The organism is Paenibacillus sp. J22R67 (genome assembly GCF_059692175.1).
Map to the genome: position 1 here is coordinate 90,754 of NZ_JCAUAX010000001.1, position 23,855 is coordinate 114,608.

Consider the following 23,855-nt stretch of genomic DNA (forward strand, 5'->3'; position numbering starts at 1 on the left):
ATCACTGGCGCGCTCCTCCTCCGCCTTGACCTTGGAAGCCGCCACCACCTTCTCCTCGTTGGAATCCAGCGGCAGGCCCGCCTTCTCCGCCAGGAAATCCGCCTTGCATATTCGCTGGGTTCGTTGTCGTTGTAGCTCGGCGTGTCGGCATGACAACTTCATCGCCCTCTACCAAACCACTTAAGATCTCAACCTGTGTTTTACTGCGAATACCGGTCTTAATCTCATGCTGTTCTTCGACGGTACCGTCAGCTTTCTTCAAAGAAACGGTAGACTTGCCTTTCGTCGTCGTAATGGCCTGAATCGGGACCACAAGAATGTCCTTTTTATCCTGAATGAATACTTCAGCGGTTGCCGTCATGGCGTACTTGAGCACACTCTCTGGATTCGGGATGGTGACAACCGCATCGTATGTCGTTACCCCATTTGTAGTTGTGCCGACATTTGACACCGATGTCACTTCACCTTCAAAAGATTTGCCCGAGATCGCATCCACCTTCACGACAGCCTTCTGTCCCACTTTCACACTCGTTAAATCCAGCTCATCCACAGCAATGGCTAGCTGCATCGTGCTTAAGCTCGCTACCGCCCCTAACGTGGTATTGGCCGTGATTTGCGCACCTACAGGATAGTTGCGAAGCACATTGCTTTTGCTATTCGCAAAGTCCGCTGAGAATACACCGTCGAATGGCGCTGTGATCGTCAATTGATTCACCTTTTGCTGCGCATCGTCCACTTTAATTTTCTGACTGTCAATAGCTGCTTGCTTGCTGATGATGTTCTGCTGGAGATCATCGTTAAATAAGGTCGCGATGAGATCCCCTTGCTTCACGGTATCTCCGTCTTTCAACTTCAAGCTTTTGACCGTACCGCTCGCTTCGGAAAAAATCGGTGCTGCACGCACGTAATCTAGCGCAGCAAGTTCCGTAGATTCAATTTTGCTATCGCCGTTTCCGATAGCGCCTTTCACTTTTAAGCCCGAAGAAAGCGTTCCGTCGTTCGTAACCAGAACCTCCACGTCAACGATCTTATTGCCGTTCGTATCAGCTTTCATTTCATGCGAAACGGTTGAAACCGTACCAACCTTAGACAACAAATAGCCGTCTACCGTAAGCTCGACGTTTTCCCCTTGCTGCAATTGAACGGCATCTTGCAGCGGGAAAGGAAGTTTGACCTTAAACTGTGAAGTATCCGAAATCGTACCGATCTTCGTCGTTTTATTCACTTGACTGCCCACATCCAAATTGGCAGCTAATGTGAGCTTTCCGCTCATCGTGGCAGACAAACTCATATGGTTTTGCTCGGTCTGCAGCTCAGTAAGCTCTTTTTCCAGCTGCTGCTGACTCACCTGCGCTTCTTTCAAGTTTGTTTCTGTGGAAGGAACGGATAATTCTACAAGCACGTCGCCCTTCTTCACCGCTTGATTTTGCGTCAAATTCATTGTCTTGATGATGGCGTCTACCGGTATTACGATATTTTGCTTATCTTTTGCATCCAGCTGAGAGGTTCCCGATATGGATGACGATATGGCTCCTTTGGTTACCTTCATTGCCGATTGCTGCCCCGTAGCGGCTTCTACAGGCTTCGAATTGCTGTGTATGTAGTAATAAGTTCCAGCACCGCATAACATCGCAGCCACAACGACAATGATCCATTTTTTCTTCCGATTCAAGTTCATTGTTGATTTCCCCTCTCCCATGTACCAAGACCACGATTGTCTTCGTCATATCTATCTCACAAGTAGGAGTCTAAGGGCTTAGGCTGAAACCCTACTGAGCAAGGGCTGAAAGAAAGTTGAAAGCTAACTTAACGTTTGCTGAAAATGGAAAATAATGCTTTGAACAAAGCATTTAAAATTCGAGTCAATATGTAGGATGGTTGCCGATATACTAACTGTGAACCGTACTCGAAGGGGTGACCTGGCATGAGACTGTTTATTAAACAATTAAGTCTCTTTACTTACCACGAAGCGATGTCTTGTATATTTCCCTTAGGCATCTTCCTAACACTTGCATTAAGCAAATTAATCACGATACCTGGGGTTCCAAGGTATGATTTTATTTTGGCAAGCTGTCTGCTATTGCAAGTATTTATGTACCTTAGCAAGCTTGAAACAAAAGACGAATTAAAAGTTATCTGCGTCTTTCATGTGATTGGCATTGTTCTAGAATTGTTTAAAGTTCATATGGGATCATGGAGTTATCCTGAGGATGGGTTTAGCAAGTTTTGGGGCGTACCTCTCTACAGTGGCTTTATGTATGCAAGTGTAGCAAGTTTCATCTGTCAATCCTGGCGTAGATTATCGCTTTCCTTGCACGCGTACCCGCCTAAATGGATAACTATTCCTTTCGGTGCTTGCATTTATCTCAATTTCTTTACGCATCATTTCATTTACGATGTGAGATACTGGCTCATTGTATTGCTTTGCATACTCTTCTACCCCGTAAAAGTCAAATTTAAGCTTTCTCAGTCCGATTATGCCATGCCACTTCCTTTATCCTTTTTGTGCATCGGTTTTTTCATTTGGATCGCAGAAAATATCGCGACTTATTTCGGTGCATGGCGGTATCCTAATCAAGATCACGTGTGGCATTTTGTGCATCCGACCAAAATTGTTGCGTGGTTTTTGCTTGTGATCGTATCCTTTGTCATCGTCGCTGAACTAAAACGGCTAAAAATAAATAAAACTGTCCCTTAAGTAGCACATCTACCTAATTGACAGTTTTATTTGGCAAGCCATATAAAAAGCTACCCATATAAATAGGACTTCACATCTTTTCCAACGTAAGCTTTCCAGATAATCAAATTGTATGGATTGTTCCAATCGATTTCATAACCCCCGAACATTTCGTGAAGCCGGTTGTTGTTGAAAATGATCGAGCCCTTCTGATCAAAAGCAACCCCATCTACCCACAGCATCCGGTCGTCCGAGACGAATTTGTGGAAGCTTCGATCCCTTGCATCGAAAAATCCAATCCCTTTCCCCTCTAACATCGTGTAAAACAAATTGCCCCGATTATCCGCGTGCATCCCGTCTGTTGTTGTTCCTTTGCTCCCAAGGACCTGCACGGCTCCATTTATTTGTTCTAAGGGTATCTGCTCATTGCGCAATAATCCCGTATGAATCGCGTACAAATTGCGGCCAGTTACTTGGCAATAAAATAGTGTAGAGCGATCCGCTGATAAAGCAATGCCGTCGGCTCCGATCCGCAGGGGCTGATTCTTAAACACAGGCTTATAGTCAATTTGAAAATGAAAATCCGGGAAATCCTGCGTACTGAACTGACGGTCGAGCACGCGCCGGAACGATTTGGTCTTCATGTTATAGACAATAATGCCGCCGCGAAGCGGATGGTCGGGATAGCCGCAACCAGAATCCGTTAGATAAACAAAACCATTTTTATTATCAACAACGAGGTCATTAAGGAAGGAAGTCCGATAGGGTGCGATTTCATCCGGAATGACGATGGAGTCGATCAACGAATTCCTGTTCAAATCCCAAATTACAAGCTTCTGAGACCCTTCTGGTGAAGGCTCGTAGGCGATTTTCCCTTGGTCCAGCAGCCACATACGATTATATTCATCAATTTCATAGCCGAGGACGGATTGCAGGGCATTCACATCTCCAACTTTATTGAAGTCCCAACTCGGAAAAGCTTCAAGCAGCGGCTTCCCGTCCTTGACCACGATGCGATTCATCGTAGCAGGAATACCCTGAGACATACGCGGAACCGAAACATAATACTGCCCCTGATGATCGACTTTCACGCCAGCGGGCATCGCTTTTTTCCAACTTTGGTTCGTTTCGAATTCTTCCTGCATCACAGCGTTGGGAAAGTGCCAATCCAAACGGCTCCAGTGGCATATTATTTTATACATGAATGTGAGCCTCCTGCGACCTTGTAAAAGTAGTCATACACCTACCATATAGGTATGCGCTCAGGAATAAGAAGTGTGGGCTGCAGGCATCATGCCAATATTAGTGAGGTTTTGTATTTACTTCAAAAATCCAGACCGTTCCCCTCTTATCGATGCCAAAATCGTACCCTAACATGCCAATTCCGGGATATTTAGCCTCTAGCAGCATGGTGCATGTCCGGGAAACGCCTACCATGGTGTCGATTTTGGATTTGACCAGCGAAGCTGGGAACGTTCGACGAACGGCATCCCTGCCTTTCAGCTGCGTACCGCCTTGACACAGGTTCGTGACGAACAGACCTGGTCGCGCTAATCGGCCGACAACCGCCCGAATCTCCCAGCTGCGTCCAACTTTTGCAAGCTTGACGCGGTAATCCACCGGCCTGCCATGGATAGTGGCTAAGTGAATGCCCTGTTGAAGCATCAACGGGCGGTTCTGGCGTATCCGGTTAATGGCTTGCAGAAGCTCATGCCAATTATACACTTTTTTCGTTCCCGCGTTGTGGAGCAGGAAGCCGCTGCCTGCTTTTTGGATTTTCATCACACGGCTCCCACCGGTTCCAACGATCGGTTTGGCCACGACAAATTGAAATTGACGAAGCATTGCTGCAAGGTTCTCTGCGCTGTAGCGACGCATAGCTGGAATATGCTTGGCGACGCCGGAATGCTGCAGCAGAACAGCAAACTTCGACCATTTACTAGCAACTCGACGCATGAAAGATTCCTCCTCTATACATGCCTTCCTTTATGCTAAAATATGCGTGGTTCGTCCGATTCGAAAGGGACAATCTGGAACTAATTTCTGTACCTTTGGAAAATCAGCAAAATAGCGGCCCTTAGTTCCCGCTGCCTGTTTAAAATAGGCTTTTCAGTGAAATAGAGCACTGTAGTTCCCTGAATATAGCAAAAAAGAAGCAGGCTGGGTTTCTCCAGCATCTGCTTCTTATGAATTTCACCCTATTGTTCGTAAACCAATCTCAGTGGAATGCCGGACGGATCTTTTACCATCAGGATATCATTGCTCTCACTCACTAGCACGTTCGCCAGCTTCAAGCGTTGGACGGCCTCATTGCGTGACTCTTTGTTAGGAAACACTAGCGTGTAATAATCGAGTCCTGTTCCATTGGCAGACCGTAATGGCGCCTCTTCACCAGCCCAAACATTCAATCCGATGTGATGATGATATCCGCCAGCGGATATGAATAAGGCATTCATCGCCAAGCGTGCATCAGCCGCTATATCGAAACCCAGGATATCGCAGTAGAATTCCTTAGATTTCTGCAAATTTTGAACATGGAAATGAATATGTCCCATCACCGTGCCGACTGGTAAACCGTCCCATACCGCGCCTTCTGCTTCATGCAGCAAGCCTTCCCAGTCTATCGGATCTGCGGCCATGATATAGTTTCCTTCCGCATCGCGGCGCCATGTGCTCCTAGGCCGATCACAATATATCTCAATTCCGTTATGATCAGGATCGGTGATATATAGAGCTTCGCTTACTAGATGATCCGCTTGACCGATATGGATACCGGATTGCACCAAATTGTTTAAACTCATGCCAAGATCTTTACGTGTCGGCAGCAAGATTGCAAAATGATAAAGCCCAGCAGCAGATCTGCGAGGTGTGACCTGGGCATCCGGCATTTCTTCCAGTAAAACCAAGGGTTCATTGCCATCAATCGTCAATTCAGCTGAAGTAGACGTTGACTTTCCTAGGCGAAAGCCAACAATCTCTTGATAAAAGCGAACGGAACGCTCTAAATCGGAGACAAACAATTTGATGACGCCAAGCTTCATATCCTTAGGCAGCGTCGCTGACATGGAAAAGCCCCCCTTTAATTGCTTACTATTCGTAATTAAGTTTAGTAAAGTTATTTAATTACGTCAAGGTGAAGTGTTCTTTCCCAAACACGAACAAGTCCCCTAAGTTCATGAACGCTCCGCTCGATAAACTCAGCTACAATTTGGTCCGTTATGTAGCATAATGCAATATGTGGTTCATTGGAGGTATCTCGCAAATTTCTGACAACATGCTCGCCATACCGTTTGACCTCAGTCTCTTGTAAAAGGGTCGGAACGGAGTACGCTTTGGCCTGCAGTAAAGAAGTGAGCACGCGATCCGTCCAATTTTCACTTTTGCACAAATGATATTCGATCTGACAGACCTCAATATTGTATCTGTCCTTTAATGTTTCATTTTGTTCAACAAACTCCCCACTCGCTTTCTCTACATAATCTTTCCATACCGTCTCCGTCCATCTGAGGTCAGTAAAAATATGCGAAATATAGCCTAGCAAAAATTGATTAAAGGAAAGATCATCACTACTTCTATACTTTCTATAGAAATTATCGAAATCCGTTAGATCAGGCATAGTACCATCGTCATCACATAGATGCGTATGACCCTTGTCTTGCCTAGTTGTCCCTTCTCTCATGTGAATCGCATCTGGCGCAATGCTGCCAAGCAAAAACTCTGGCGAAGGATTCTGATTCCATAATTGCTCCGCGATACTAAAATGCACCATTGGCCACGGCATCGTACACACTCCCATTCGTCTGCTCCCGCGGCTTCGAGAGTTCCAAACACTCAAAACAAACGAGGCTTTTGTCCTCCAAAACAACACCGTCCAGAAACCCTTCCCGGCAATAAATCGGTTTACCGCACTTTGAACACGTACCAACAAGTTCATGCATACTGCGTCCTCCCCCGATAAGACTATCCGCACACAACCGAGAAATAATGCTCAAAAAAGCGCGTTCGGTCGACAGTTGAAGCTATTTCGTGTCTGCCCTCAGCGCTTTCACGAAAGCTCATCATCCCAAGCTTCCTCTCTTGCATAAAATCAACCTCGACGCGTCCTCTTTGATAGTCACAAAGATCAGGTTCAAACAAGCAAGCGGCCACCAGCGGATCATGGAACGTCATCGGGTGATTCTCCAGCCAGGGGGATCCGAAACTTTCCACCGCCTTCATCAGATCCGAATGAAATAGATCCTCTTTTTCCTGCTTTTCCAAGACAAGCTTGGTCGTCACATTAAGCCCGAACGTCCTCACGTGCTGAACGTTTGCATGATAAACAATGGCCGCAGCATGAGGATCTACCCATGCGTTCCAGTTATCTTGAGACATACTCAAACTTTGTTCCAACGCCTCCGAAAACACGCCGCTCATGATGTACAACTCTTTAAGCAGCATGGGAACTTCCGGATCAAGTGAGAAAAGCAACGCAATATTCGTTAAATGTCCGATGGCAACCAGAGAGATTTCATAGGGATGTTCTCTGATTGCTGCACGCATCCGATCCACGGCTTGGTATTTGCGAAAATGTGTATCATGCGGAAAAAGAGACAGGTTCACGGCCCCGCCAGGGGTCGGATACAGCTCGCTAGGTAAGAGCTGCCTATCCGCGCCAGCGAATATGGGGATATGGCGGCCAGCCACTTTGCAGATACTATCTGCAATCATGGCTCTTTCCTCAACTTCACCGCCTACGGTCGATATGCCGACCCATTCACACGCCGGTTGTCGAAGCAAATACGCTAAACATAAGGCATCATCGATATCTCCGCCGATATCGGTGTCTAACCATACTTTTTTCATAGACGACCTCCCACCCTTCTCTCTGTCCTACTTTAATCCTCAGTAGATACCTTCCGCATTCGCAGGCAGCTTTCTCACATGTACCAAATGGGCTGTTACTTTCTCATCTTCCTCTATGTTATAGATATGACCAAAATAATGAGCTACTTCCTTTGCCGTTTCCCTGAAGAGCTCACACATGGTAAAAAGCCCTTGCCACATATGATCATAATCGCCATCTGGATAAGTTTGAACAAATGCCGACCACTGGTCAGGTGCTAGATAACTTTCAAAATATTTGCCGCATTTTCCTGAATCTATGGCGAAATTCGTTTTAATGCCAATATGCCATTGAAGCATCCTTATCAACATATCCCTAACGGGGCGCTCATACATAAATTTCGCATAAGCGAGCTCCCTCCGCCATAACCCTTTGGCTATATAGGTACTCACCCACCAGAACTCATTGCAGCAATCAGCAAACTCTGCTGCGGTAGGAGGAATGGTCAAATAGTCGCGGTTGCTTGATTCATCAAATGGCGCGATAAGTCCATCCTTGTCCAGCAAGAGTACGCTCAGACTATCTCTATGCCAAGATGAGAGTTGGTCAGACTCATAAAATGTTAAATCGATTCGATTGCCATCATTAAATTGCATGAGAAATGCGAATTTATGTAAGGGTTCTGGGTCTTCCGAGCTCATTTCATCCGGTGTTTGCATGATGATTAACTTCCCGAAGCGATCGATCCAACTGCGATCTTCAATAAATGATTGCAGCGATGTCACCACGTACACAATGTCATAATCCTGAAATATATCACGTGGAACGCTCGGATTGACGCGTGAACCATTCATGATGACCGCTCGAATGTATTCGCTTTCTTTTGCAAACGTTAGAATGAGTGCAAGCATCTCTTTTTCAGTTCTCATGTCGATTCCTCCACTTCCAGAATGTGAATCATCAAAGTTATTGCGCTTGTCCTACAAATATTCACGTTTCATAATACTCACGTTTTCCTTGTGGCATTCTTCCGTAAAGGTCGATGGAAAAGCATGTTCTTGATTAAGCGCCTCTAGTGCCGGTTCATCGCTTGCGATAACGGACTGACGAAGTCTTTTCAGATAATCCGCAGCCAGATCCACACGTCTCTTCATTTCACCTTGATCAGAAGTGGCTAAGCCATGTCCAGGGATTAATAACTTAACATTATGCATCTTAAGTACCCTGTTGCTTTTATCAAGTGTCTCACTATAGGCCTTCGCGCTATCGTATATGAAAGGCAATTCAAAATCTGATAAATAGTCCCCCGCAATCAGAATGCCCAAGGGTTCAACTATGGTCATTAATCCATCTGCCGTGTGTCCCGGCGCTAAATAGAAAGTCAATGTCGTTTCTCCTAGCTGAAACTGCTGACCATCCTCTTGGATCACAATATCTAGCTCCGGAAATTGAATTGGATAGTTCCTGATCACATAATTCTCGTTGTCAAAATCCCTGATAAGCTTTAGCTTATCGTTTTTCTTAGGGTGATTGTGGAGGCCCAAACTTCCAATTGTTTTCGCGCCCGGGAACGCCTGATAGCCAATGATATGATCGAAATCTCCATGTGTAAAAAGCAGATAAAGATCCCGCTCTCTTTGGATCGAATGCACATAAGTTTGGATGGTTTCTATTTCATTCGGCAGCCAATTCGGATCTACAAGGATGATCATTTCTTTCGTTTGAATAACGGTCGATGTGGTTCGAAATAGTGCGCTTTGGTACACGGTTACGGCTTCATTTTGAAATTGAATCATAGGGTTGCACTTCCTTTTTTGTACGCTATTCGTATCCATCATTTTATCTCAAATTTAACTCTGATCACAACAATTACCATGGTTAATAAACCCTACGTACCCATTAATCCACTAGAGCCCACCATGATTTTCTATGGTACAGTTATCCCATAAACACTTTATACTACCAAATTTGGAATAAGGATGTGTCATCACATATGAAAAAATTAGTTATATCTACCACGGTAGCGCTTTCCGTACTATTTTCGACGGTTGGGGTGTCAATGCCTGCTTCTGCGTCGGCACAAGAGATTTATGCCACGAATGGTCATAAATTTGTAAATACAGCAAAATCTTATATCGGTAGAGTCACATACCGTTTTGGTACGAAAGATCCGGCGCATCTAACCTTTGATTGCTCCTCATTTACACAGTTTGTATTCAAGAAAAATGGTATCAATATCCCATGGGGCTCCAAAGCTCAAACAAGTTTCGGTTCCCGCGTTCCAAGCAAGAGCCAATTAGCTATCGGTGATCTCGTTATGTTCAGTGTGAGCAAGCCTGGCCAAATCGATCATGTAGGGATTTATGTTGGAAATGGTAATTTCATAAGTAATACGAAGAGCTCCGGGGTTACGATTACCTCATTGAAAACAGGTTACTGGAGTACTCGCTACATAACAGCTAGACATTATTAATATCATATATAAGACTTACTTACTAAAAAGAGAGTTCAAGGAATTTCAATTCCTTTGAACTCTCTCTCTTTTTTACCATGAGTCACGATATTATGATTTCACAGTTTGCTCCATAATACGCTCTTTAATTTCCTCCGGATGATCGATCTGAAACACGACTTTGCCAAATTCATGTCCCTCCAATTCAAGGACCACGACATCCTTATGATTTTCATAAGAAATGAAGCACCATCTATTCCCGATCAGAAATCGTCCTTCTCGAATATCAGCAACAGAAGTACCCACCCTGAATTGAAACATGGATAGTTTAAAATCTTCAATCGACACTTTTTTTATGCTTTTGAAAGGGATATCGACTTGACGTTTCAGCGCGGCCGCGCTTGTTAAACCTGATAGATGTAGAATAAGGCGGTCATTCATATATTCAACAGTTCTTGGCATAGGATTACCTCCGGCTTTCAACTTATTTTTCCATTCAGCAATTACTTCCCTAAACTTATCTGAACATCTATAATACGATTAAGTGTACAAGATCGTTCACACGACCTATCGAGATCTGAGAATGATTTCATCTAAAATAGGTTTTGTTTTTATGTTTAGTTTTCAATAGAATGATTAAATTCGCTAACAACTATGCAAAGAAGGAATCAGCATGCCGTTTCTCCGTTTCAAAGGTTTTCAAAAGGACTTCGTTTCATCGATCTCGACTAGTGTCATTCAGGAGTTTTCAAAAGTAACTGGCGTTTTGCAGCAAAAGGTCAAAATCGAGCTTCTGCTCGTTGAACAACTAAGCAATTCTCCGCAATCGCTGGAAATTCTTATGTTTCCAAGAGATCAGGAAATGCACGACCGCATTGCGCAAGAGATGAATAATCTGCTAGCCGCGCATGGCTTTGGCGATGTTCATATCTTTTTTATTCTACTGTCCCCTCATTTGTACTACAAAGAAGGACAACCCTTGAAGTCTATTCTAGAAGAACCAATCTCCTTGACCTGACTTAGGTCATGAGACAAAGTAAAAACCTCCTTTTCCACGGAAAGGCACTGAAAAACTTGTGCCCTTCTAAATCAATAGATAAAGACGGCGTTTGGTCCCCGGAATATGGGAGAAAACGCCGTCTTTTTCCTTTGTAAAGTCCTGGAGGATGATCTTTCACCGTTCTGTTTTTATTTGGACCAAAACTCCTATGTTGCGTGTCGTAATCGACTGAACCCCCATCTGAATAAAGTGCTTCATCTCATCAAGCTCATTTACCGTCCAGATGCAGACATCTAGCCCATACCCATCTGCGATTGGAAGCAGCTCAGGTTTCACCACGCGATAATTCAAATTAAGTCCAAAACAGGCGGATGCCGCGGCATCTCTACAAATATGATGAGCAACCTCTATGTAAGGAGCATCCGTCATAAATACGGCAGGATCAACGTTGAGCAGCTTGCGTAAATGCGGATTTACACGTTGAACAAGTGCGGCACGGTCTGTCTCGCAACCTGACAAGAAAACTTGCTCTAGAAGTTGATTCTTTTCTATCCATGCAGCTATGGGCTCTACACAGGCATCCGATTTAAGGTCCAAATTCATTTGGACACCAGACTCCTGCAGGTAAGGAAGCAAAGCGTCCAACGGAAGAATACGTATAGTTTCGCCCTGAGCCCCGTTATGGGCTTTGATATCTAGTATACGTAATTGTTCATAGCTCATTTGTGAGATCCAGCGCTCCGTGCCGTCTGCCAAATGAACATGATCATCATGGGAAAGAACCAGAATTCCGTCGGCTGTAACGAGCACATCTTCTTCTAGAATGTCGGCTCCATAGTTCAATCCTGTTTCGATGGATTGCAGCGTATTATCCGGCGTGCCCATGCAGCCTGTGTGGGCAGTCATTCGCGGAAATGAATTCATATCCTTTCCTCCTCAATCCCCGTCAGGCGAACTGGCTTCTTCTGTCATATATATCGCATTTGTAAATCCAATTAACGTATTAACGCTGCAAAAAACACCAGACATCTCGGCTCGCATCCACTTTACTCCCGCCAGATCAAGCTCCGTAGTCAGCTGGGACTGGTCTCGCGTGAGTTTGAATAAGGCTAGCTCCCCCTTATTACTAACCAGCTTCATCTCTAACGGATGATCTGGAAGCTCCCAGTGACCTTCTCTTGCCGTAAAATCGACGCCAACCGTGACTTCCATCGGCACACCCGGCTTTATTTGGACGCTATCGCCGATAGCTGCCGATTCGCTGCCAATTTGGCCAATGCGGAGCAGTGGCAGCGGTCCCATCGAAACAGCAACCGCCCCGCGTTTCAACGCATCAAGCGCAGCTGCGACAATGCCTGAGCTGGCCACAACGGAATCGCGAAGACCTAAATAGGTCGCCGAGATCGGCTCTGAAACCGGGTCGGACACATGCCAATCTCTGCCGCTGGTTGCTGCTATCTTATTGCCTTGATTAAGCAGATCCGTCCACATCTCGAATGCGCGTGCATTATTTCTGCGAATGGATGGAAATAATCCCGACCATACCTCGATATAATCGATCTCGTTCCAGTCCGAGACCTCGAATTCCCAATAACATCCCGTGCACATTGGACTGCCGACACGAAAGGGATGCGCTAGTCCGACAAGCCCGCCTTGGCGATGGACACCATCTATGCCTCTATGGATGTGAAACGGGCTTAAGTTTCGCCAATCGACATACTCGGACAATCCGAGTGTGAGCATGTGACCGAAGAAAGTGGTCCATTCCAAACCTGGGATCACTTCGACTCCTGTTGCGGTTACGACTTCTTCACGATTCGCAAGACCAGTCATCGTGTTATGGTCTGTTAGGGCAACTCCTCGCAGCCCTAATTCTTTGGCCGCTTCAGCCAGCTCGATTAGGGACTGCTTGCCATCGCTATGAAAGGTGTGACAGTGAAGTTCAAATGGCTGCCATTGCATCATGCGTCAGCACCTCCATCCCATACCTTCAAGCGATAGCGGCATTCCTCGGTTACAACACAATGAACATTAATCATGATTTTCAATTGCCCCCTTGGGAAGACGCCCGTTGTAAATCCAGGAGATGCCTCTGTGGTAGTAACCGTGAGGTGCTGGACAGGATCATGACGGTGGCCAGCGCCTCGAAAACCATGTTCATCATCGAAGGAAAGTGTCAATAAGTTTTGCAATGGCAGAAACTCACGCCAGTTGTATGAGGCTCTGTGCTCCTCTAATATATATTGGTTAAGCCCTTCGCGAATAAGCGCCTCAGCTTGTACCTCATCTTCCAGTTTTTTAGGATCATAAGCGAACTCTACATGAAGCTCATGACAATCTTTCGGCAGATGAAGCGTATAGGTAATATGGCTTTTCGAACAGCTTGGTGTCACAGTTCCTTCTGCAATCAACAAAGTTTTCATCTTATATCCTCCTTCTAAATAAATAGCACCTAGCCCCTTTTAGGGACAGGTGCTCATTCCATAGCATTACCCTTAGTTCGGTACACAAACCTCGCAGCATCGCGGAGATCAACGAAATAGCAACTGGCATAGGTCTTCATGCGACCAATAGGGATAGCGCTTAACCTAATGTCAAAAAACATAGACCGCTCTACCTTATCGAACCTTTAACCTATCTGGTAGAACGGTCTTCATTATTTCTCAATGATAAGATGCAGATGAATTCCGTAAAACTAGCTCTGGCAGCAAAACTACCCGCTGTTTAAGTACTTTCTCTCCTTTAATCTCCTGAACAAGCAGATCAACTGCCCTGCGCCCAATTTCTTGAATAGGTTGCGCGATGGTGGTGAGCGGCGGATCAATTAACGTTGCTAGAATCGTATTGTCGAAGCCGACGACTGATAACTCACTCGGCAGCTGCATGCCCGCCACTCTAGCCGCGCGAATGGCGCCGATAGCTAGCAGATCATTGCAAGCGAATACGGCCGAAGGCCTGTCTTCCAGCTGGAGCAGCTGGGACATGGCCTGTTGGCCGGACTCTACTGAAAATCCGCCAGTCGCGATCAGCTGCTCCTCTACCTGCAAACCGGCCTGGATCAAAGCTTGCTTACAGCCTCGAATCCGCTCCCGATTACTCATATTATCCATATCCTCCACGAGGATCGCAATTCGCTTATGGCCTAGCTCTACGAGATGATTGCCCGCTTGGAAGCCTCCAAGGTAGTCATCAACCATCACCGTATCCACAGCAAGAGTTGGCATTTCGCCCGTAATTAAAGCAATCGGGATGTTTTGTTGGATCAGTTTTTTTAGAAACTGATCATTCTGAATCCGGGTTGCGGAGATGATTCCGTCTACCCGCTTTTGAGAGAGCAGCGATAAATATTTCACTTCTTTGTCCGGATCGTTATCGGTGTTGCATATAAACACGCTAAACCCATGCTCATGACCCCGATCCTCTACAGATCGGGCAATCTCGGCGAAGAAAGGATTCGCCAAATCGGGGAGCGTGAGTCCGATTGTGTAAGTGCTTTTGCCCGTTAACGCTGCCGCTACCATACTTGGCTGGTATTTCAGCTGCTCCATAACGCTATGTACATGCTTCCGCGTCTTATCGCTAATTCGGCCCGTAGCGTTTATGACTTTGGATACGGTTGCGATGGACACCCCGGCGGCTTGGGCAACATCATAGATGGTCGGTTTCATTCCTTGCCCCTCTCCGTATACGTTCCTATCACTGACAATCCATATTGGCTATATCATACGACAAGAACTGCCGCGCTGTAAACGTGAGAATAGCAATTAATTGATAATTCTAAAAGTATGAACTTCGAAAGGTTTCGTAACTATTCGAAGACGATTATTGCTCAATTGTATATTCGTTTGATCGCGTTCCAGGAGATTCGTAACACGAACTTCTTTGACCTGCTCCGGGAGAACGATCTCCACTTCTCTTAGAACGCCTGTGCACTCGCGAATACGCAGAATGCAGCCATCCCCATTTTCTGCTACTTTCCAGCAGCTAACGGCCATTCCATCCAGCCCCGCTGGAAGTATTTCTTGGGTGGTCAAGTGCTCACCCGCAAGTGCTGAAGTCGTCACGGTCCCAGTCATCGTTTCCTGAGCGACTTTCCAAACTTCGCCTTCTCGCCAATCACCGGCATGCGGCACCAGTCGATAGCGATAGCTCAAATCGCCGCCGCTCCATTGCGGGAAATTCGTCCCCCACCAATTGTTGAATAAATTAAAATGCAGCTCTGGCTTCTCCGGCTTATAGTCATGCTCGAAATCCCACATGCCATTTGTCCCGATAAAAAAGAGCGGCGAGTCGAGCGGAATAATCGCCATGCCAGCGAATCCGTTGGAAATATCCACAAAATTCTCACAACAGTGAAGCAGCGTGCTGGAGGAACCAATCGTATCCGTGAGCGGATTCACGACTGAGCCCAGCTTGTTGATGCTGAACTGCGGGCGCTCCAGCTTCAGAGGGAAGACGATATGTCCCGACTCTGCCAGCGGTGTTTCCTGTTTACCATGCAGCTTGTAGGCAACATCCAGATGCGGTGCATTATCGGATAATGAGAATGTCCATTCGATGGAGCCAGCATTGCCATACTCAGCAGTAGTTACAGCGTCTGTGACTGCTATACAAGTAAGGCCAACAGAACCTCCATTTTCCCAAATTTGAATATCCGCCGCTTGTGTAGTGAACGAAAGCCTTTTCTGCTGTTCTGGATAATCCGTTTTGCCAAAGTCATGTACGCCCCAATCGTAAAAGCGATACGCATATTTCTTCAAATAACGCGTGATCTCTTTACTGGAGTATATATCGTATTTATACTGACCAAAACCGGTTTCCGCGCGATCATCAATCCATTCCTTACGCAGCTTCTTATCCCAGAGGCTTTGAATCCAGCCTGTTTGTCGATCTACTTTTACGATGATAAAAGGATTCTCGATAACCGCCTGCGTCTCCGTTAAATAAGCGCGCGCTTGTCCTTTATTTTCAGCAATAAGCGATTGAGCATCTTTCTTTGCATAATACAGCGTCTTATAGCCGAGTGCAGGTAAGCCAGAAATCTGTGCTTCTGCGCCACCCTCGGATAGCTGCAAAGGAATCACATCGCCTGTTTCTGAATCGATCAGCACTTCATCGCCAGCAGGCAGATCACTCTCTTGAATCCATGTTGTGGCCGTGCGGCTCCAACCCAAATTAGAATGGACTCGCAGCACCTTAGCTGCCTGATTGCCTGCCGACTGCTGGGTCGTCAAGACAGCTTTTGCCTCTTGCAAGGAGCTCTCCGCTTTATTCAAGTAGTCAACCTGTTCAGCCCAGGATTGTTCCATCCGTTGATAGCGTTCACTCTGCTTTAACTGCAGGAATGACTTCTTATCGTAAGCGACTCTGGGAAAAAGGAAGGTCTTGCAGTCCATCCCCCAAGTATGCTCGCCAAACAGCAGCGTGTGCTCGTAGCTTGCGTCGATTAAGGCTTTTACTTCCTGTTCAGACTCTTGCTTTGCCTCTGTAAAATGATTCACAGCTACCGCGCTTTCCACTGCTGTGACTTGGCTTCTTAGCGCTCTTACCCTTGCCACCTCACGCGGCGCAGTCCCAACCCCATGAATCCAAGAATCGGCCATATCGCCCCGAATAACCGGCAATTCCGGATTTCGCGCTAAGAAATCCGCCGCGAAGTCGCCCAAGCTGCCGATGTGCAGCTCAGCCGTTGAACCGCTTTCACGAATCGAGGCTTTCATTTCTTCGATGATACTCGCGTCATGCGGGCCATGATTATCGCTGGTCTGAATCATCGCGAGCCACACAGGATGCATCCATTCTTCCGGCGGCAAAATGCCTGTCCCATAGGACCCTTTTGAATAAAACGTCAATAAACGTTCGCCATCCGGACCTTCCCAGTAAAAGACCGGCGGAACGTCAGGCGGTGTTGTGGCCGGATTGCAGCCGAGATGCAGGAATTCTACACCCGCTTTTTTAAGCAGCGATGGCACTATCCAGGTATGACCTGGTACATCCGTCATTTTGGCGTCCTTCGGATCGTATCCGTAGAGGTTGGTAAGTCCTTCCGATACATACATCCCCCGAATCCATTCCTCTAAGCCGCAAAATTCCGTATGTGTGGTATAAGGAAGCTTATGCCAAATCAGCTGTCGATTCTCCAGATAGGCTAATGCCTTCTGCTTCTCTTCCTCACCACTACCCTTCAAGGATTGAAGCAGTGGCCAAGCTGACATGGTCCAAACGTATTTCTCATGCTCATCATTCGTATGCGTTTGGTCACAAATCTCAATAACATCTTTCAGCATCTCGGTGCGATAGCGCCCCACAACATCTGACACTAATCCCGTAAAACCAATATCAAAATGCGTCTTAAAGACGACATAAATCTTCTCAAGTGTCATGCCTCTATCTCCTTCTGACTGCAATCTCGTTGTTCTTCTTAGAGGTTAATCTGAGCAATGACCGGATAATGATCGGACGGATACCGCCCGCCAATTTCTCTTCGATCTACAAGAGCTCGCACCACTTCCACATCTGGCGATACAAAAATGTAATCGATAGGCTCTCCTGCTTCGCCGCCTTGAAAGTCATGTGCCGTCCATCCAATCGGGCCAGGGAGCTCTGTATAAGCATCTTTTAGCCAAGATTGCTCGCCTTCCAGGTCGATTTCCCCGCGAAGGAAACGAATCGGTAAATCAGCAGGACGACTATTGAAATCTCCCATTAAGATCACGGGAAGAGCATGTTCCTTGTGATGTGCCGTAATGTACTCCCAGATTACTTTGGTGCCGAGATCTCTGGCTTGTTGGCTTTGATGATCCAGATGCGTATTATATACAATAAAGCGCTCCCCAGTTTCCTTATGTTCGAAAATAGCCCAAGTGCAGACGCGAGGAAAGCTGCTGTTCCACGAAATGGAAGCGGTCACTTCCGGCGTTTCTGACAGCCAAAACTGCCCATGCTGCTGAAGGTTCAGTTCCTCTTGCTTGTAAAAAATCGCACAATGTTCATTCTCGTGAGCGCCAAAACGTCCTTCGCCAATCCACGTATATTCGGATAATTTCGGTTGCAGATCGTTCAACATGTCATAATAGCCTTCTTGCGTTCCGACAACAAGCGGCGCATGCGCATGAATCATTTCTGCAACTCGGTCTATGCGATTCGGCCAAGCGTTAAGGCCATCTCCTGGATTGTTGTATCTTAGGTTAAAAGTCATTACGGTATATATCATCTGCACTCACCTCTGAAAATAGATTGGATTCGTTAACATCGCCATTAATGTCATATCAACTTCCTCAAAGTGACGCCATACTTCAATGCGGTAAAACGCTCTCCCCTTTTGCTCAACTGCAAATTCCCATGATCCTGTCGATGAGCAAACTTCCGTTAACTCTACGCCGTGTTCACTAATGAGCTTAATTTGATCACCTTCACGGATGTGTTCAATCGTAACAAGTACGTTATCAGACACGCCGTTTGATACCGTATCTCCCGTCATAAAGCCTCCACAAGTTAATTGTGCGAAGGGGCCTTCCGGTGAGTAGCTAATTGCAACATGCCCTTTATCAATCCCTTGAAGAATGCCATTTACCGTCTTCGTTTCGGCAAAAACCCACGTACACGGCATCGCATGTTTAACATAACGTTCAGGACGGTGCACATCGCTGCCGCCAGTTGCGACAAGCTTTCTGCCTGATGCGAGCTGCTCCTGCCACCAAGCTAGTGCTCGTTCATTACGAGCGGTCCAAGGACCATTCCAGACTTCCCACCAGTCGTGATCCGTATTGAAATCCCACTCCCACGGGCAATAATCACAATGGGGATGGTTAAGTACGATTTTCGCCCCGCGCTCGCGTGCAGTTGCGATTCGAAGGTTGACATCCTCTTGATTTTTTACCCGAAAATCATCAATTGGCTCTAAAACACCCAGAAAATTGCTATGCCCAAAATTCGTCGTAAACTCCATGCCTGGTATCATGACTACCGGCGTATTGCGAGGATACGAATAATTTTGACTAACCGCATTGTGATCCGTCATAGCAATGAAATCACAGCCTAGCTGCTCCATGATCGCCGCATTTTCCTCTAACGTATAACTGCCATCGCTGTTTATACTGTGCGTATGCAGATCCCCTTTGAGCCAGCGCGCTGTATGAAAATAGAACGTGATGGTGATCGTAACTTCACAACCTTCAGCAGGAACCTTATAGGCATTATGAAGAACGGCCCAATCGCCAGCTTGAAGTTCGCCAGGCAAATAGCCGGGAGTCGCCTTCTCGAGTCCGATCACAAACTCGGAACGCGCACCTCCGCTCCAGCCTCGCACCTTATGGCTGTCTCTGACGCCAAGATCAATGACAGGTTTTGCTTCGCCGTGGGATTGAACGCTAAACTGCACATGAACCTCTTCCACCTGTTCAGGCATTTCGAAAGGAACTTCCACATACGTACTTTGCTCAAAGTGATGAATCTCTCTGCGGTAAGTCGTGACTTGTTGTCTTCGATTCGTCTGCGGCATGACGAACTCCACGCTCCTTTTTCATATAATTACTCCTTGTTCGCACCAACCAAGATGCCTTTGACGAAATATTTCTGCACATAGGGATAAATAATGACGAGAGGTAGAAGCGCAATTACAATCCCTGCCATCCTCACATTCGTAGTGACAATAAAATTGCTGGATGTGGAATCGGTATCTACGATTAAGGATTTCAAGGCGATTTGCAGCGTATATTTCGCATGATCGCTAATAAATAAAAGCGCTGGCGTAAATTGGTTCCAACGGCTAACGAATTCGAAAAGCGTCACCGTAGCAAGCCCAGCAGCAGCTAATGGGATGTACATGGTAATGAAAATACGGAATGCTCCCGCTCCGTCCATCGTCGCAGACTCCGACATTTCCACAGGGACAGATAGAAAGAAATTACGCATAAGTAAAATACTGAAGCCAGATACTAACCCCGACATAATTAATGCCGTTAAAGAATTTAACAAGCCAAGTTCTTTGTTCACCACATAAACGGGGATCATAATCGCTTCGCCTGGAATCGTCATCGTAAGGAGGATAGCAGAAACCATTAACTTTTTCCCTGGCAACCCTTTTTGGATCAATACATAACCAGCCATCGAGCACAGCAGTACATGACAAACTGTACCAACAAGCGTGACGATCACATTATTCAAGAACGGCGTGTACAATTGCATGCGATTCCAAACCGTCGTAAAGCCTTGAACACTGAATTCTTTCGGATATAAAATAATGCCTGGCTGCATGGAAGCAAAATTGGATGAGAAGGCCAGCGCGAATGTATTCAATAACGGAATGAGCATGGTGGCCAGTAGAATGAATAAAAATAATAGATTAACCCCATCGAATAACCGGCTTCCCCAGCTCGTGGGCAGTTTGTTTGTTTTCATGGAGATCCCTTCACCCCTCGTCATAGCGAATGATCGCTCTGGTCACAAGCGTAATGAGCAATGTCGCGAAAATCACTAAAAATCCTGCTGATGTTGCTAAACCAACTTTGAATTCCAGAATCCCTTTTTGGTACGTATACATCATGATGACGTCGACCTTCTTGGCAATAGCACCGTTTCGCATCACGATGATTTGATCAAAGATACGCAGAATGCTAAGCACATTCAGCATAATGACAACTTTCATCGTCGACACCAGCGATGGCAATGTAACATAACGAACCTGCTGCCAGCGGTTCGCCCCATCGATGCGAGCAGCCTCATATAACGCTGGATTGATCGCTACAATCGTCGCCAGATAAAGGATGCAGATAAAGCCCATCTCTTTCCACACCGAGGTAAGCACCATGACCCAGCGGGCTGACTCCGAACTGGACATGAAAGCAATCGGTTTCTCTGCGCCAACCAGCTTGAGGATTCCATTCACAATCCCTGTGTCTGGAGAAAGCATAAGAATCCACATGCCACCTACGACAACCCATGAGAACAAATGGGGGATGTAAACAATCATCTGAACCACTTTTTTAAACCATGCTTGGAGGATCTCATTGAGTGACAGCGCAAGCAAGATTGGCATAATGAAGCCGATCACCAGCATGCCTCCGCCTAGCAGTAATGTATTTTGCAGCATTTCCCAGAAAGCATGATCTTTAAGCACCGTAATATAGTTATCAAATCCGATAAACGGCCGGTTCCCGATCAATCGGAACTCTTGGAAGGAAATGATAAAGCCGCGAACGAGCGGATAATAAGAGAAAACAAGAAAATAAGCCATGATTGGAAGCATCATCAAGTACAGGGCTTTGAATCTCCATATAACTTTCAAACGAAGTCACCACCTTGCCGTTAATTGTAAAGGGAGTATGTCGTGCATACTCCCCTGTCCCTATGAACTAGTCGATCAATTTCGCAGCTTTTAATTGTTCGCGCATTTTCTTCACCGCATCGGCAGCTGGCATTTCGCCAAGAATAGCTTTGAAGGAATATTCATTAATAATTTTCTCGGCATCTGCCCATTTTGGTGGGGTTAGCTCAAGTGTTGCATTTTTAATAACAAGGTCCTGAGCTTCTTTCACACCTGGAAGTAAACCGAATGGATTCGGGAACTTTTTGTTATACCAGAAAGGTACGCCGTGATCCATGGCATGATCTTTCCCTGCTTGCGTAAGCTCGTATTTACCGCCATTTTCTGTGTAATCCGTATCTTTGATACCCATGCTGCCCAGAACAATGCCTTCTTTGGAGTGCCACCACTCAATGAATTCAAAGGCTGTTTTTGGATTTTGCGCATTAACCGGAATTACCCAAACATCTGGATCTCCACGGCGCAGCATATATTTCCCGTCAGCTCCGGCTACCCCTGGAAGGCCCTTAGCTTCAAAAGTTGTATTCGCATCGGCGATTTTTCTTGTATTGTTCAGCATGCCTACCCAAGCATCCCAGTAAGTAATCATGCCGACACGGTCAGCAAGGAATAGATTTCGCATTTTACCCGTATCGTTTGTTGCAAAGTTAGGGTCGAGAATGCCCTCTTTGTACAACTTGTTTAACCACTCATAGACCGGAATGGCCGCATCTGTTGAGTAAGGAACGTCCAGTTTCCCGTCTTTCTCCACATAACGTTGTTTCAAGCCGGCTCCACTGAAGAAACCTTGCAGTTCATACATGCCAGCGACGCTTAAGCCGTATGTATCTTTTTTCCCGTTGCCATCTGGATCTTGCTCCGTGAATGCTTTCATGACCTTGTAGTAGTCATCAAACGTTTTTGGCTCAGGCAGATTAAGCTTTTTGAGCCAGTCAGCGCGTACGATCGGCATCGTTCCGCCTTGGAATTTACTGAAAACGCCGTAGATTTTGCCGTCTTTCGTTTTGACTTGATCCCACTCCGCCGTTGGTATAACTTCAGGGTCTTGAAGCGTTTTTGACCCTTTCACTTGATCCGTTAAAGGTGTTAGAATACCTTGATCCGTCAATGTGTTCATCAATTCTTTGCTCACTTGAAGAAGGTCATATTTCTCGCCAGAGGAAACGGCCGCCATCAGCTTCTGATTGTAATCGGAAGCAGGCTTTTCCAGTTTAGCTTTGATGCCTGTCACGCGTTCGATTTCCTTTTCAAACAGGACGTTCTCTTCCGGTGTTTTACCACCAATGACAGCGGACATCATCCGCAAAGAGCGCTCTTCCTTTTTACCTTCCGTCTTCGACTGATCGGATGCTTTTGGAGCTTCAGTTCCTGTACTGCTGTTAGATGTACAACCCGCTGCTAAACTTCCGACGAGCAGTGCCGCCATCATCGAACTAACGACTTTCGCTTTCTTGGCTTTCATATTACCCCTCCGTTATATGCGTTGTTATGGGACTAGCCTTTACGAAATATTAATAAAGCGCTTTCACAATACACGTTGGACCTTTACTCAATGAATCTAATCCTTATAGACTTCGGGTAGATTCGCGTACAATGAGTTGTGCGTCGACGATTAGTTGTTCCACGGTAGATGCATCTTTCATCTTTTGAATTAAAATGCGTCCCGCTTCCGCTCCAAGCGTTTCTGCTGAAAGCTCGACAGAAGTCAACTTCGGCGTCATCTCTTCAGCCAGTCTCACATCATTGCTTAATGCCACAATCGAAAGATCTCTTGGAACATCTATACCCAGCTCACGGGTGGCCCGCAGAATTCCAAGTGCAACTCTGTCTGTGTCCGACACAACCGCTGTGAAAGGACCTTTTTGGTGCATTTCCGTCATAGACATGTAACCGTAATCCATCGGTGTTGCATGTTGCTTTCGGACAAAGTTCATCACATGGACGTTATCAAAAGGAATTCCCTGCTCTTCATAAGCCTTCTTGAGCCCATTTACACGATCGGCCGAAACCGTCATGTTCGCTGAAGCATTTAAGAATAAAATAGATCGGTGGCCTTGCGTCAATAAGTAACTGCCAACCTCGTAAGCCAGCTGCTCATTGTCATTATCTACATAGCTGATTGAACTCTCTAAGGGATCAGGTCTGCCTACCAGCACTATGGGAATTCTCATTTGTTCAAATCGCTCAATGCGCTTATCGTGCTTACGCGGATTCAACATAATGACACCGTCGACTGGATCGCTTGAAAACTGTGTAAGATCCTCATGCTCAGGAAGCGTATCTAGCAAAATGCGATACCCATGCTTCGTACATTCCTTAATGACTCCATTCAGCATCTGAATTTCAAATTGCGTCGTCGAACCTTCTTTGGAAATTGGCATCTTGAGTCCAACAATCATCGTCTTCTTAATTGCCAAGCTTCTGGCAATATGATTCGGGAAATATCCCAATTCTTTGGCTACCGAAAGTACTCGATCCGTTACCGGTTGAGAAATCGGTCTCTTTTTGCTGAAAACGCTCGAAACGGTTCCCTTGGAAACACCTGCTAGCTTGGCAACATCATCAATGGTAGCCATC

24 protein-coding genes are annotated in these 23,855 nt (G+C 46.0%); 3 read left to right on the forward strand and 21 right to left on the reverse strand.

The window, feature by feature from the left end; genetic code table 11:
- Position 1: 1 nt before the first annotated feature.
- On the reverse strand, positions 2–1,678 hold the full coding sequence (locus AC58VC_RS00440) for an efflux RND transporter periplasmic adaptor subunit (protein WP_497366922.1): 1,677 nt from the start codon (positions 1,676–1,678) through the stop codon (positions 2–4).
- Positions 1,679–1,924: 246 nt separating this feature from the next.
- On the opposite strand from AC58VC_RS00440, the gene AC58VC_RS00445 reads away from it, so the two are divergent.
- Positions 1,925–2,698, forward strand: coding sequence for a DUF817 domain-containing protein (locus AC58VC_RS00445; protein WP_497366923.1), 774 nt, complete (start codon positions 1,925–1,927; stop codon positions 2,696–2,698).
- A gap of 50 nt (positions 2,699–2,748) precedes the next feature.
- On the opposite strand, the gene AC58VC_RS00450 is transcribed toward AC58VC_RS00445, so the two are convergent.
- The 8 genes from AC58VC_RS00450 to AC58VC_RS00485 form a co-directional block, all read right to left on the reverse strand.
- Positions 2,749–3,879 carry an L-dopachrome tautomerase-related protein gene (locus tag AC58VC_RS00450; RefSeq protein ID WP_497366924.1) on the reverse strand — a complete coding sequence of 377 codons (1,131 nt, stop codon included), beginning with the start codon at positions 3,877–3,879 and terminating at the stop codon, positions 2,749–2,751.
- Between the two features lie 100 nt (positions 3,880–3,979).
- Positions 3,980–4,633, reverse strand: coding sequence for a YheC/YheD family protein (locus AC58VC_RS00455; protein ID WP_497366925.1), 654 nt, complete (start codon positions 4,631–4,633; stop codon positions 3,980–3,982).
- A gap of 242 nt (positions 4,634–4,875) precedes the next feature.
- Positions 4,876–5,742 carry a VOC family protein gene (locus tag AC58VC_RS00460; RefSeq protein WP_497366926.1) on the reverse strand — a complete coding sequence of 289 codons (867 nt, stop codon included), beginning with the start codon at positions 5,740–5,742 and terminating at the stop codon, positions 4,876–4,878.
- A gap of 50 nt (positions 5,743–5,792) precedes the next feature.
- On the reverse strand, positions 5,793–6,458 hold the full coding sequence (locus AC58VC_RS00465; protein WP_497366927.1) for a zinc dependent phospholipase C family protein: 666 nt from the start codon (positions 6,456–6,458) through the stop codon (positions 5,793–5,795).
- Positions 6,433–6,615: a hypothetical protein gene (locus tag AC58VC_RS00470; protein WP_497366928.1), complete on the reverse strand. Its 183-nt coding sequence runs from the start codon at positions 6,613–6,615 to the stop codon at positions 6,433–6,435. The genes AC58VC_RS00465 and AC58VC_RS00470 overlap by 26 nt, the downstream gene beginning before the upstream one ends.
- Before the next feature lie 22 nt (positions 6,616–6,637).
- A complete protein-coding gene (locus tag AC58VC_RS00475; protein WP_497366929.1) occupies positions 6,638–7,522 on the reverse strand; it encodes a nucleoside hydrolase in 885 nt (294 codons plus the stop codon).
- 39 nt (positions 7,523–7,561) lie between these two features.
- A complete protein-coding gene (locus AC58VC_RS00480; RefSeq protein WP_497366930.1) occupies positions 7,562–8,431 on the reverse strand; it encodes an aminoglycoside 6-adenylyltransferase in 870 nt (289 codons plus the stop codon).
- Positions 8,432–8,482: 51 nt separating this feature from the next.
- Entirely contained in the window at positions 8,483–9,298 is an 816-nt protein-coding gene (locus AC58VC_RS00485) for an MBL fold metallo-hydrolase (protein ID WP_497366931.1), read from the reverse strand.
- Between the two features lie 197 nt (positions 9,299–9,495).
- On the opposite strand from AC58VC_RS00485, the gene AC58VC_RS00490 reads away from it, so the two are divergent.
- A complete protein-coding gene (locus tag AC58VC_RS00490) occupies positions 9,496–9,975 on the forward strand; it encodes a C40 family peptidase (protein ID WP_497366932.1) in 480 nt (159 codons plus the stop codon).
- 90 nt (positions 9,976–10,065) lie between these two features.
- Here AC58VC_RS00490 and AC58VC_RS00495 read toward each other — a convergent pair whose 3' ends face one another.
- On the reverse strand, positions 10,066–10,416 hold the full coding sequence (locus tag AC58VC_RS00495; RefSeq protein ID WP_497366933.1) for a hypothetical protein: 351 nt from the start codon (positions 10,414–10,416) through the stop codon (positions 10,066–10,068).
- A 211-nt stretch (positions 10,417–10,627) separates the two neighbouring features.
- Here AC58VC_RS00495 and AC58VC_RS00500 point away from each other — a divergent pair, with 211 nt between their 5' ends.
- Complete coding sequence (locus tag AC58VC_RS00500) at positions 10,628–10,972, forward strand: DUF1904 family protein (protein WP_497366934.1); 345 nt, start codon at positions 10,628–10,630, stop codon at positions 10,970–10,972.
- A gap of 156 nt (positions 10,973–11,128) precedes the next feature.
- Here the strand turns inward: AC58VC_RS00500 and AC58VC_RS00505 are convergent, their stop codons facing one another.
- From AC58VC_RS00505 to AC58VC_RS00555, 11 genes are all read right to left on the reverse strand, one after another.
- Positions 11,129–11,878 (reverse strand): glycerophosphodiester phosphodiesterase, encoded by a 750-nt coding sequence (locus AC58VC_RS00505; RefSeq protein WP_497366935.1) that lies wholly within the window; start codon positions 11,876–11,878, stop codon positions 11,129–11,131.
- Positions 11,879–11,890: 12 nt separating this feature from the next.
- On the reverse strand, positions 11,891–12,919 hold the full coding sequence (locus AC58VC_RS00510) for a CehA/McbA family metallohydrolase (RefSeq protein ID WP_497366936.1): 1,029 nt from the start codon (positions 12,917–12,919) through the stop codon (positions 11,891–11,893).
- On the reverse strand, positions 12,916–13,377 hold the full coding sequence (locus AC58VC_RS00515; RefSeq protein ID WP_497366937.1) for a hypothetical protein: 462 nt from the start codon (positions 13,375–13,377) through the stop codon (positions 12,916–12,918). Before AC58VC_RS00515 ends, AC58VC_RS00510 begins: the two co-directional genes overlap by 4 nt.
- Before the next feature lie 240 nt (positions 13,378–13,617).
- Positions 13,618–14,622, reverse strand: a complete 1,005-nt coding sequence (locus AC58VC_RS00520) for a LacI family DNA-binding transcriptional regulator (RefSeq protein WP_497366938.1) — start codon at positions 14,620–14,622, stop codon at positions 13,618–13,620.
- Positions 14,623–14,718: 96 nt separating this feature from the next.
- Positions 14,719–17,337 carry a DUF5054 domain-containing protein gene (locus tag AC58VC_RS00525; protein ID WP_497366939.1) on the reverse strand — a complete coding sequence of 873 codons (2,619 nt, stop codon included), beginning with the start codon at positions 17,335–17,337 and terminating at the stop codon, positions 14,719–14,721.
- A 38-nt stretch (positions 17,338–17,375) separates the two neighbouring features.
- On the reverse strand, positions 17,376–18,167 hold the full coding sequence (locus AC58VC_RS00530; protein WP_497366940.1) for an endonuclease/exonuclease/phosphatase family protein: 792 nt from the start codon (positions 18,165–18,167) through the stop codon (positions 17,376–17,378).
- A gap of 6 nt (positions 18,168–18,173) precedes the next feature.
- On the reverse strand, positions 18,174–19,454 hold the full coding sequence (locus tag AC58VC_RS00535; protein WP_497366941.1) for a CehA/McbA family metallohydrolase: 1,281 nt from the start codon (positions 19,452–19,454) through the stop codon (positions 18,174–18,176).
- 29 nt (positions 19,455–19,483) lie between these two features.
- Positions 19,484–20,353, reverse strand: coding sequence for a carbohydrate ABC transporter permease (locus AC58VC_RS00540; protein ID WP_497366942.1), 870 nt, complete (start codon positions 20,351–20,353; stop codon positions 19,484–19,486).
- A 10-nt stretch (positions 20,354–20,363) separates the two neighbouring features.
- Positions 20,364–21,239, reverse strand: a complete 876-nt coding sequence (locus AC58VC_RS00545; protein WP_497366943.1) for an ABC transporter permease subunit — start codon at positions 21,237–21,239, stop codon at positions 20,364–20,366.
- A 67-nt stretch (positions 21,240–21,306) separates the two neighbouring features.
- Positions 21,307–22,740, reverse strand: coding sequence for an extracellular solute-binding protein (locus AC58VC_RS00550; RefSeq protein WP_497366944.1), 1,434 nt, complete (start codon positions 22,738–22,740; stop codon positions 21,307–21,309).
- 103 nt (positions 22,741–22,843) lie between these two features.
- Positions 22,844–23,854 carry a LacI family DNA-binding transcriptional regulator gene (locus tag AC58VC_RS00555; RefSeq protein WP_497366945.1) on the reverse strand — a complete coding sequence of 337 codons (1,011 nt, stop codon included), beginning with the start codon at positions 23,852–23,854 and terminating at the stop codon, positions 22,844–22,846.
- Position 23,855: the final 1 nt, after the last annotated feature.

Coding starts and splice junctions, on each gene's coding strand:
- AC58VC_RS00525 (WP_497366939.1), bottom strand. CDS start 17,337: ATGACACTTGAGAAGATTTATGTCGTCTTTAAGACGCATTTTGATATT.
- AC58VC_RS00470 (WP_497366928.1), bottom strand. CDS start 6,615: ATGCATGAACTTGTTGGTACGTGTTCAAAGTGCGGTAAACCGATTTAT.
- AC58VC_RS00520 (WP_497366938.1), bottom strand. CDS start 14,622: ATGAAACCGACCATCTATGATGTTGCCCAAGCCGCCGGGGTGTCCATC.
- AC58VC_RS00445 (WP_497366923.1), top strand. CDS start 1,925: ATGAGACTGTTTATTAAACAATTAAGTCTCTTTACTTACCACGAAGCG.
- AC58VC_RS00510 (WP_497366936.1), bottom strand. CDS start 12,919: ATGATGCAATGGCAGCCATTTGAACTTCACTGTCACACCTTTCATAGC.
- AC58VC_RS00460 (WP_497366926.1), bottom strand. CDS start 5,742: ATGTCAGCGACGCTGCCTAAGGATATGAAGCTTGGCGTCATCAAATTG.
- AC58VC_RS00535 (WP_497366941.1), bottom strand. CDS start 19,454: ATGCCGCAGACGAATCGAAGACAACAAGTCACGACTTACCGCAGAGAG.
- AC58VC_RS00530 (WP_497366940.1), bottom strand. CDS start 18,167: ATGATATATACCGTAATGACTTTTAACCTAAGATACAACAATCCAGGA.
- AC58VC_RS00495 (WP_497366933.1), bottom strand. CDS start 10,416: ATGCCAAGAACTGTTGAATATATGAATGACCGCCTTATTCTACATCTA.
- AC58VC_RS00540 (WP_497366942.1), bottom strand. CDS start 20,353: ATGAAAACAAACAAACTGCCCACGAGCTGGGGAAGCCGGTTATTCGAT.
- AC58VC_RS00475 (WP_497366929.1), bottom strand. CDS start 7,522: ATGAAAAAAGTATGGTTAGACACCGATATCGGCGGAGATATCGATGAT.
- AC58VC_RS00515 (WP_497366937.1), bottom strand. CDS start 13,377: ATGAAAACTTTGTTGATTGCAGAAGGAACTGTGACACCAAGCTGTTCG.
- AC58VC_RS00465 (WP_497366927.1), bottom strand. CDS start 6,458: ATGCCGTGGCCAATGGTGCATTTTAGTATCGCGGAGCAATTATGGAAT.
- AC58VC_RS00450 (WP_497366924.1), bottom strand. CDS start 3,879: ATGTATAAAATAATATGCCACTGGAGCCGTTTGGATTGGCACTTTCCC.
- AC58VC_RS00550 (WP_497366944.1), bottom strand. CDS start 22,740: ATGAAAGCCAAGAAAGCGAAAGTCGTTAGTTCGATGATGGCGGCACTG.
- AC58VC_RS00490 (WP_497366932.1), top strand. CDS start 9,496: ATGAAAAAATTAGTTATATCTACCACGGTAGCGCTTTCCGTACTATTT.
- AC58VC_RS00440 (WP_497366922.1), bottom strand. CDS start 1,678: ATGAACTTGAATCGGAAGAAAAAATGGATCATTGTCGTTGTGGCTGCG.
- AC58VC_RS00505 (WP_497366935.1), bottom strand. CDS start 11,878: ATGAATTCATTTCCGCGAATGACTGCCCACACAGGCTGCATGGGCACG.
- AC58VC_RS00555 (WP_497366945.1), bottom strand. CDS start 23,854: ATGGCTACCATTGATGATGTTGCCAAGCTAGCAGGTGTTTCCAAGGGA.
- AC58VC_RS00455 (WP_497366925.1), bottom strand. CDS start 4,633: ATGCGTCGAGTTGCTAGTAAATGGTCGAAGTTTGCTGTTCTGCTGCAG.
- AC58VC_RS00500 (WP_497366934.1), top strand. CDS start 10,628: ATGCCGTTTCTCCGTTTCAAAGGTTTTCAAAAGGACTTCGTTTCATCG.
- AC58VC_RS00480 (WP_497366930.1), bottom strand. CDS start 8,431: ATGAGAACTGAAAAAGAGATGCTTGCACTCATTCTAACGTTTGCAAAA.
- AC58VC_RS00485 (WP_497366931.1), bottom strand. CDS start 9,298: ATGATTCAATTTCAAAATGAAGCCGTAACCGTGTACCAAAGCGCACTA.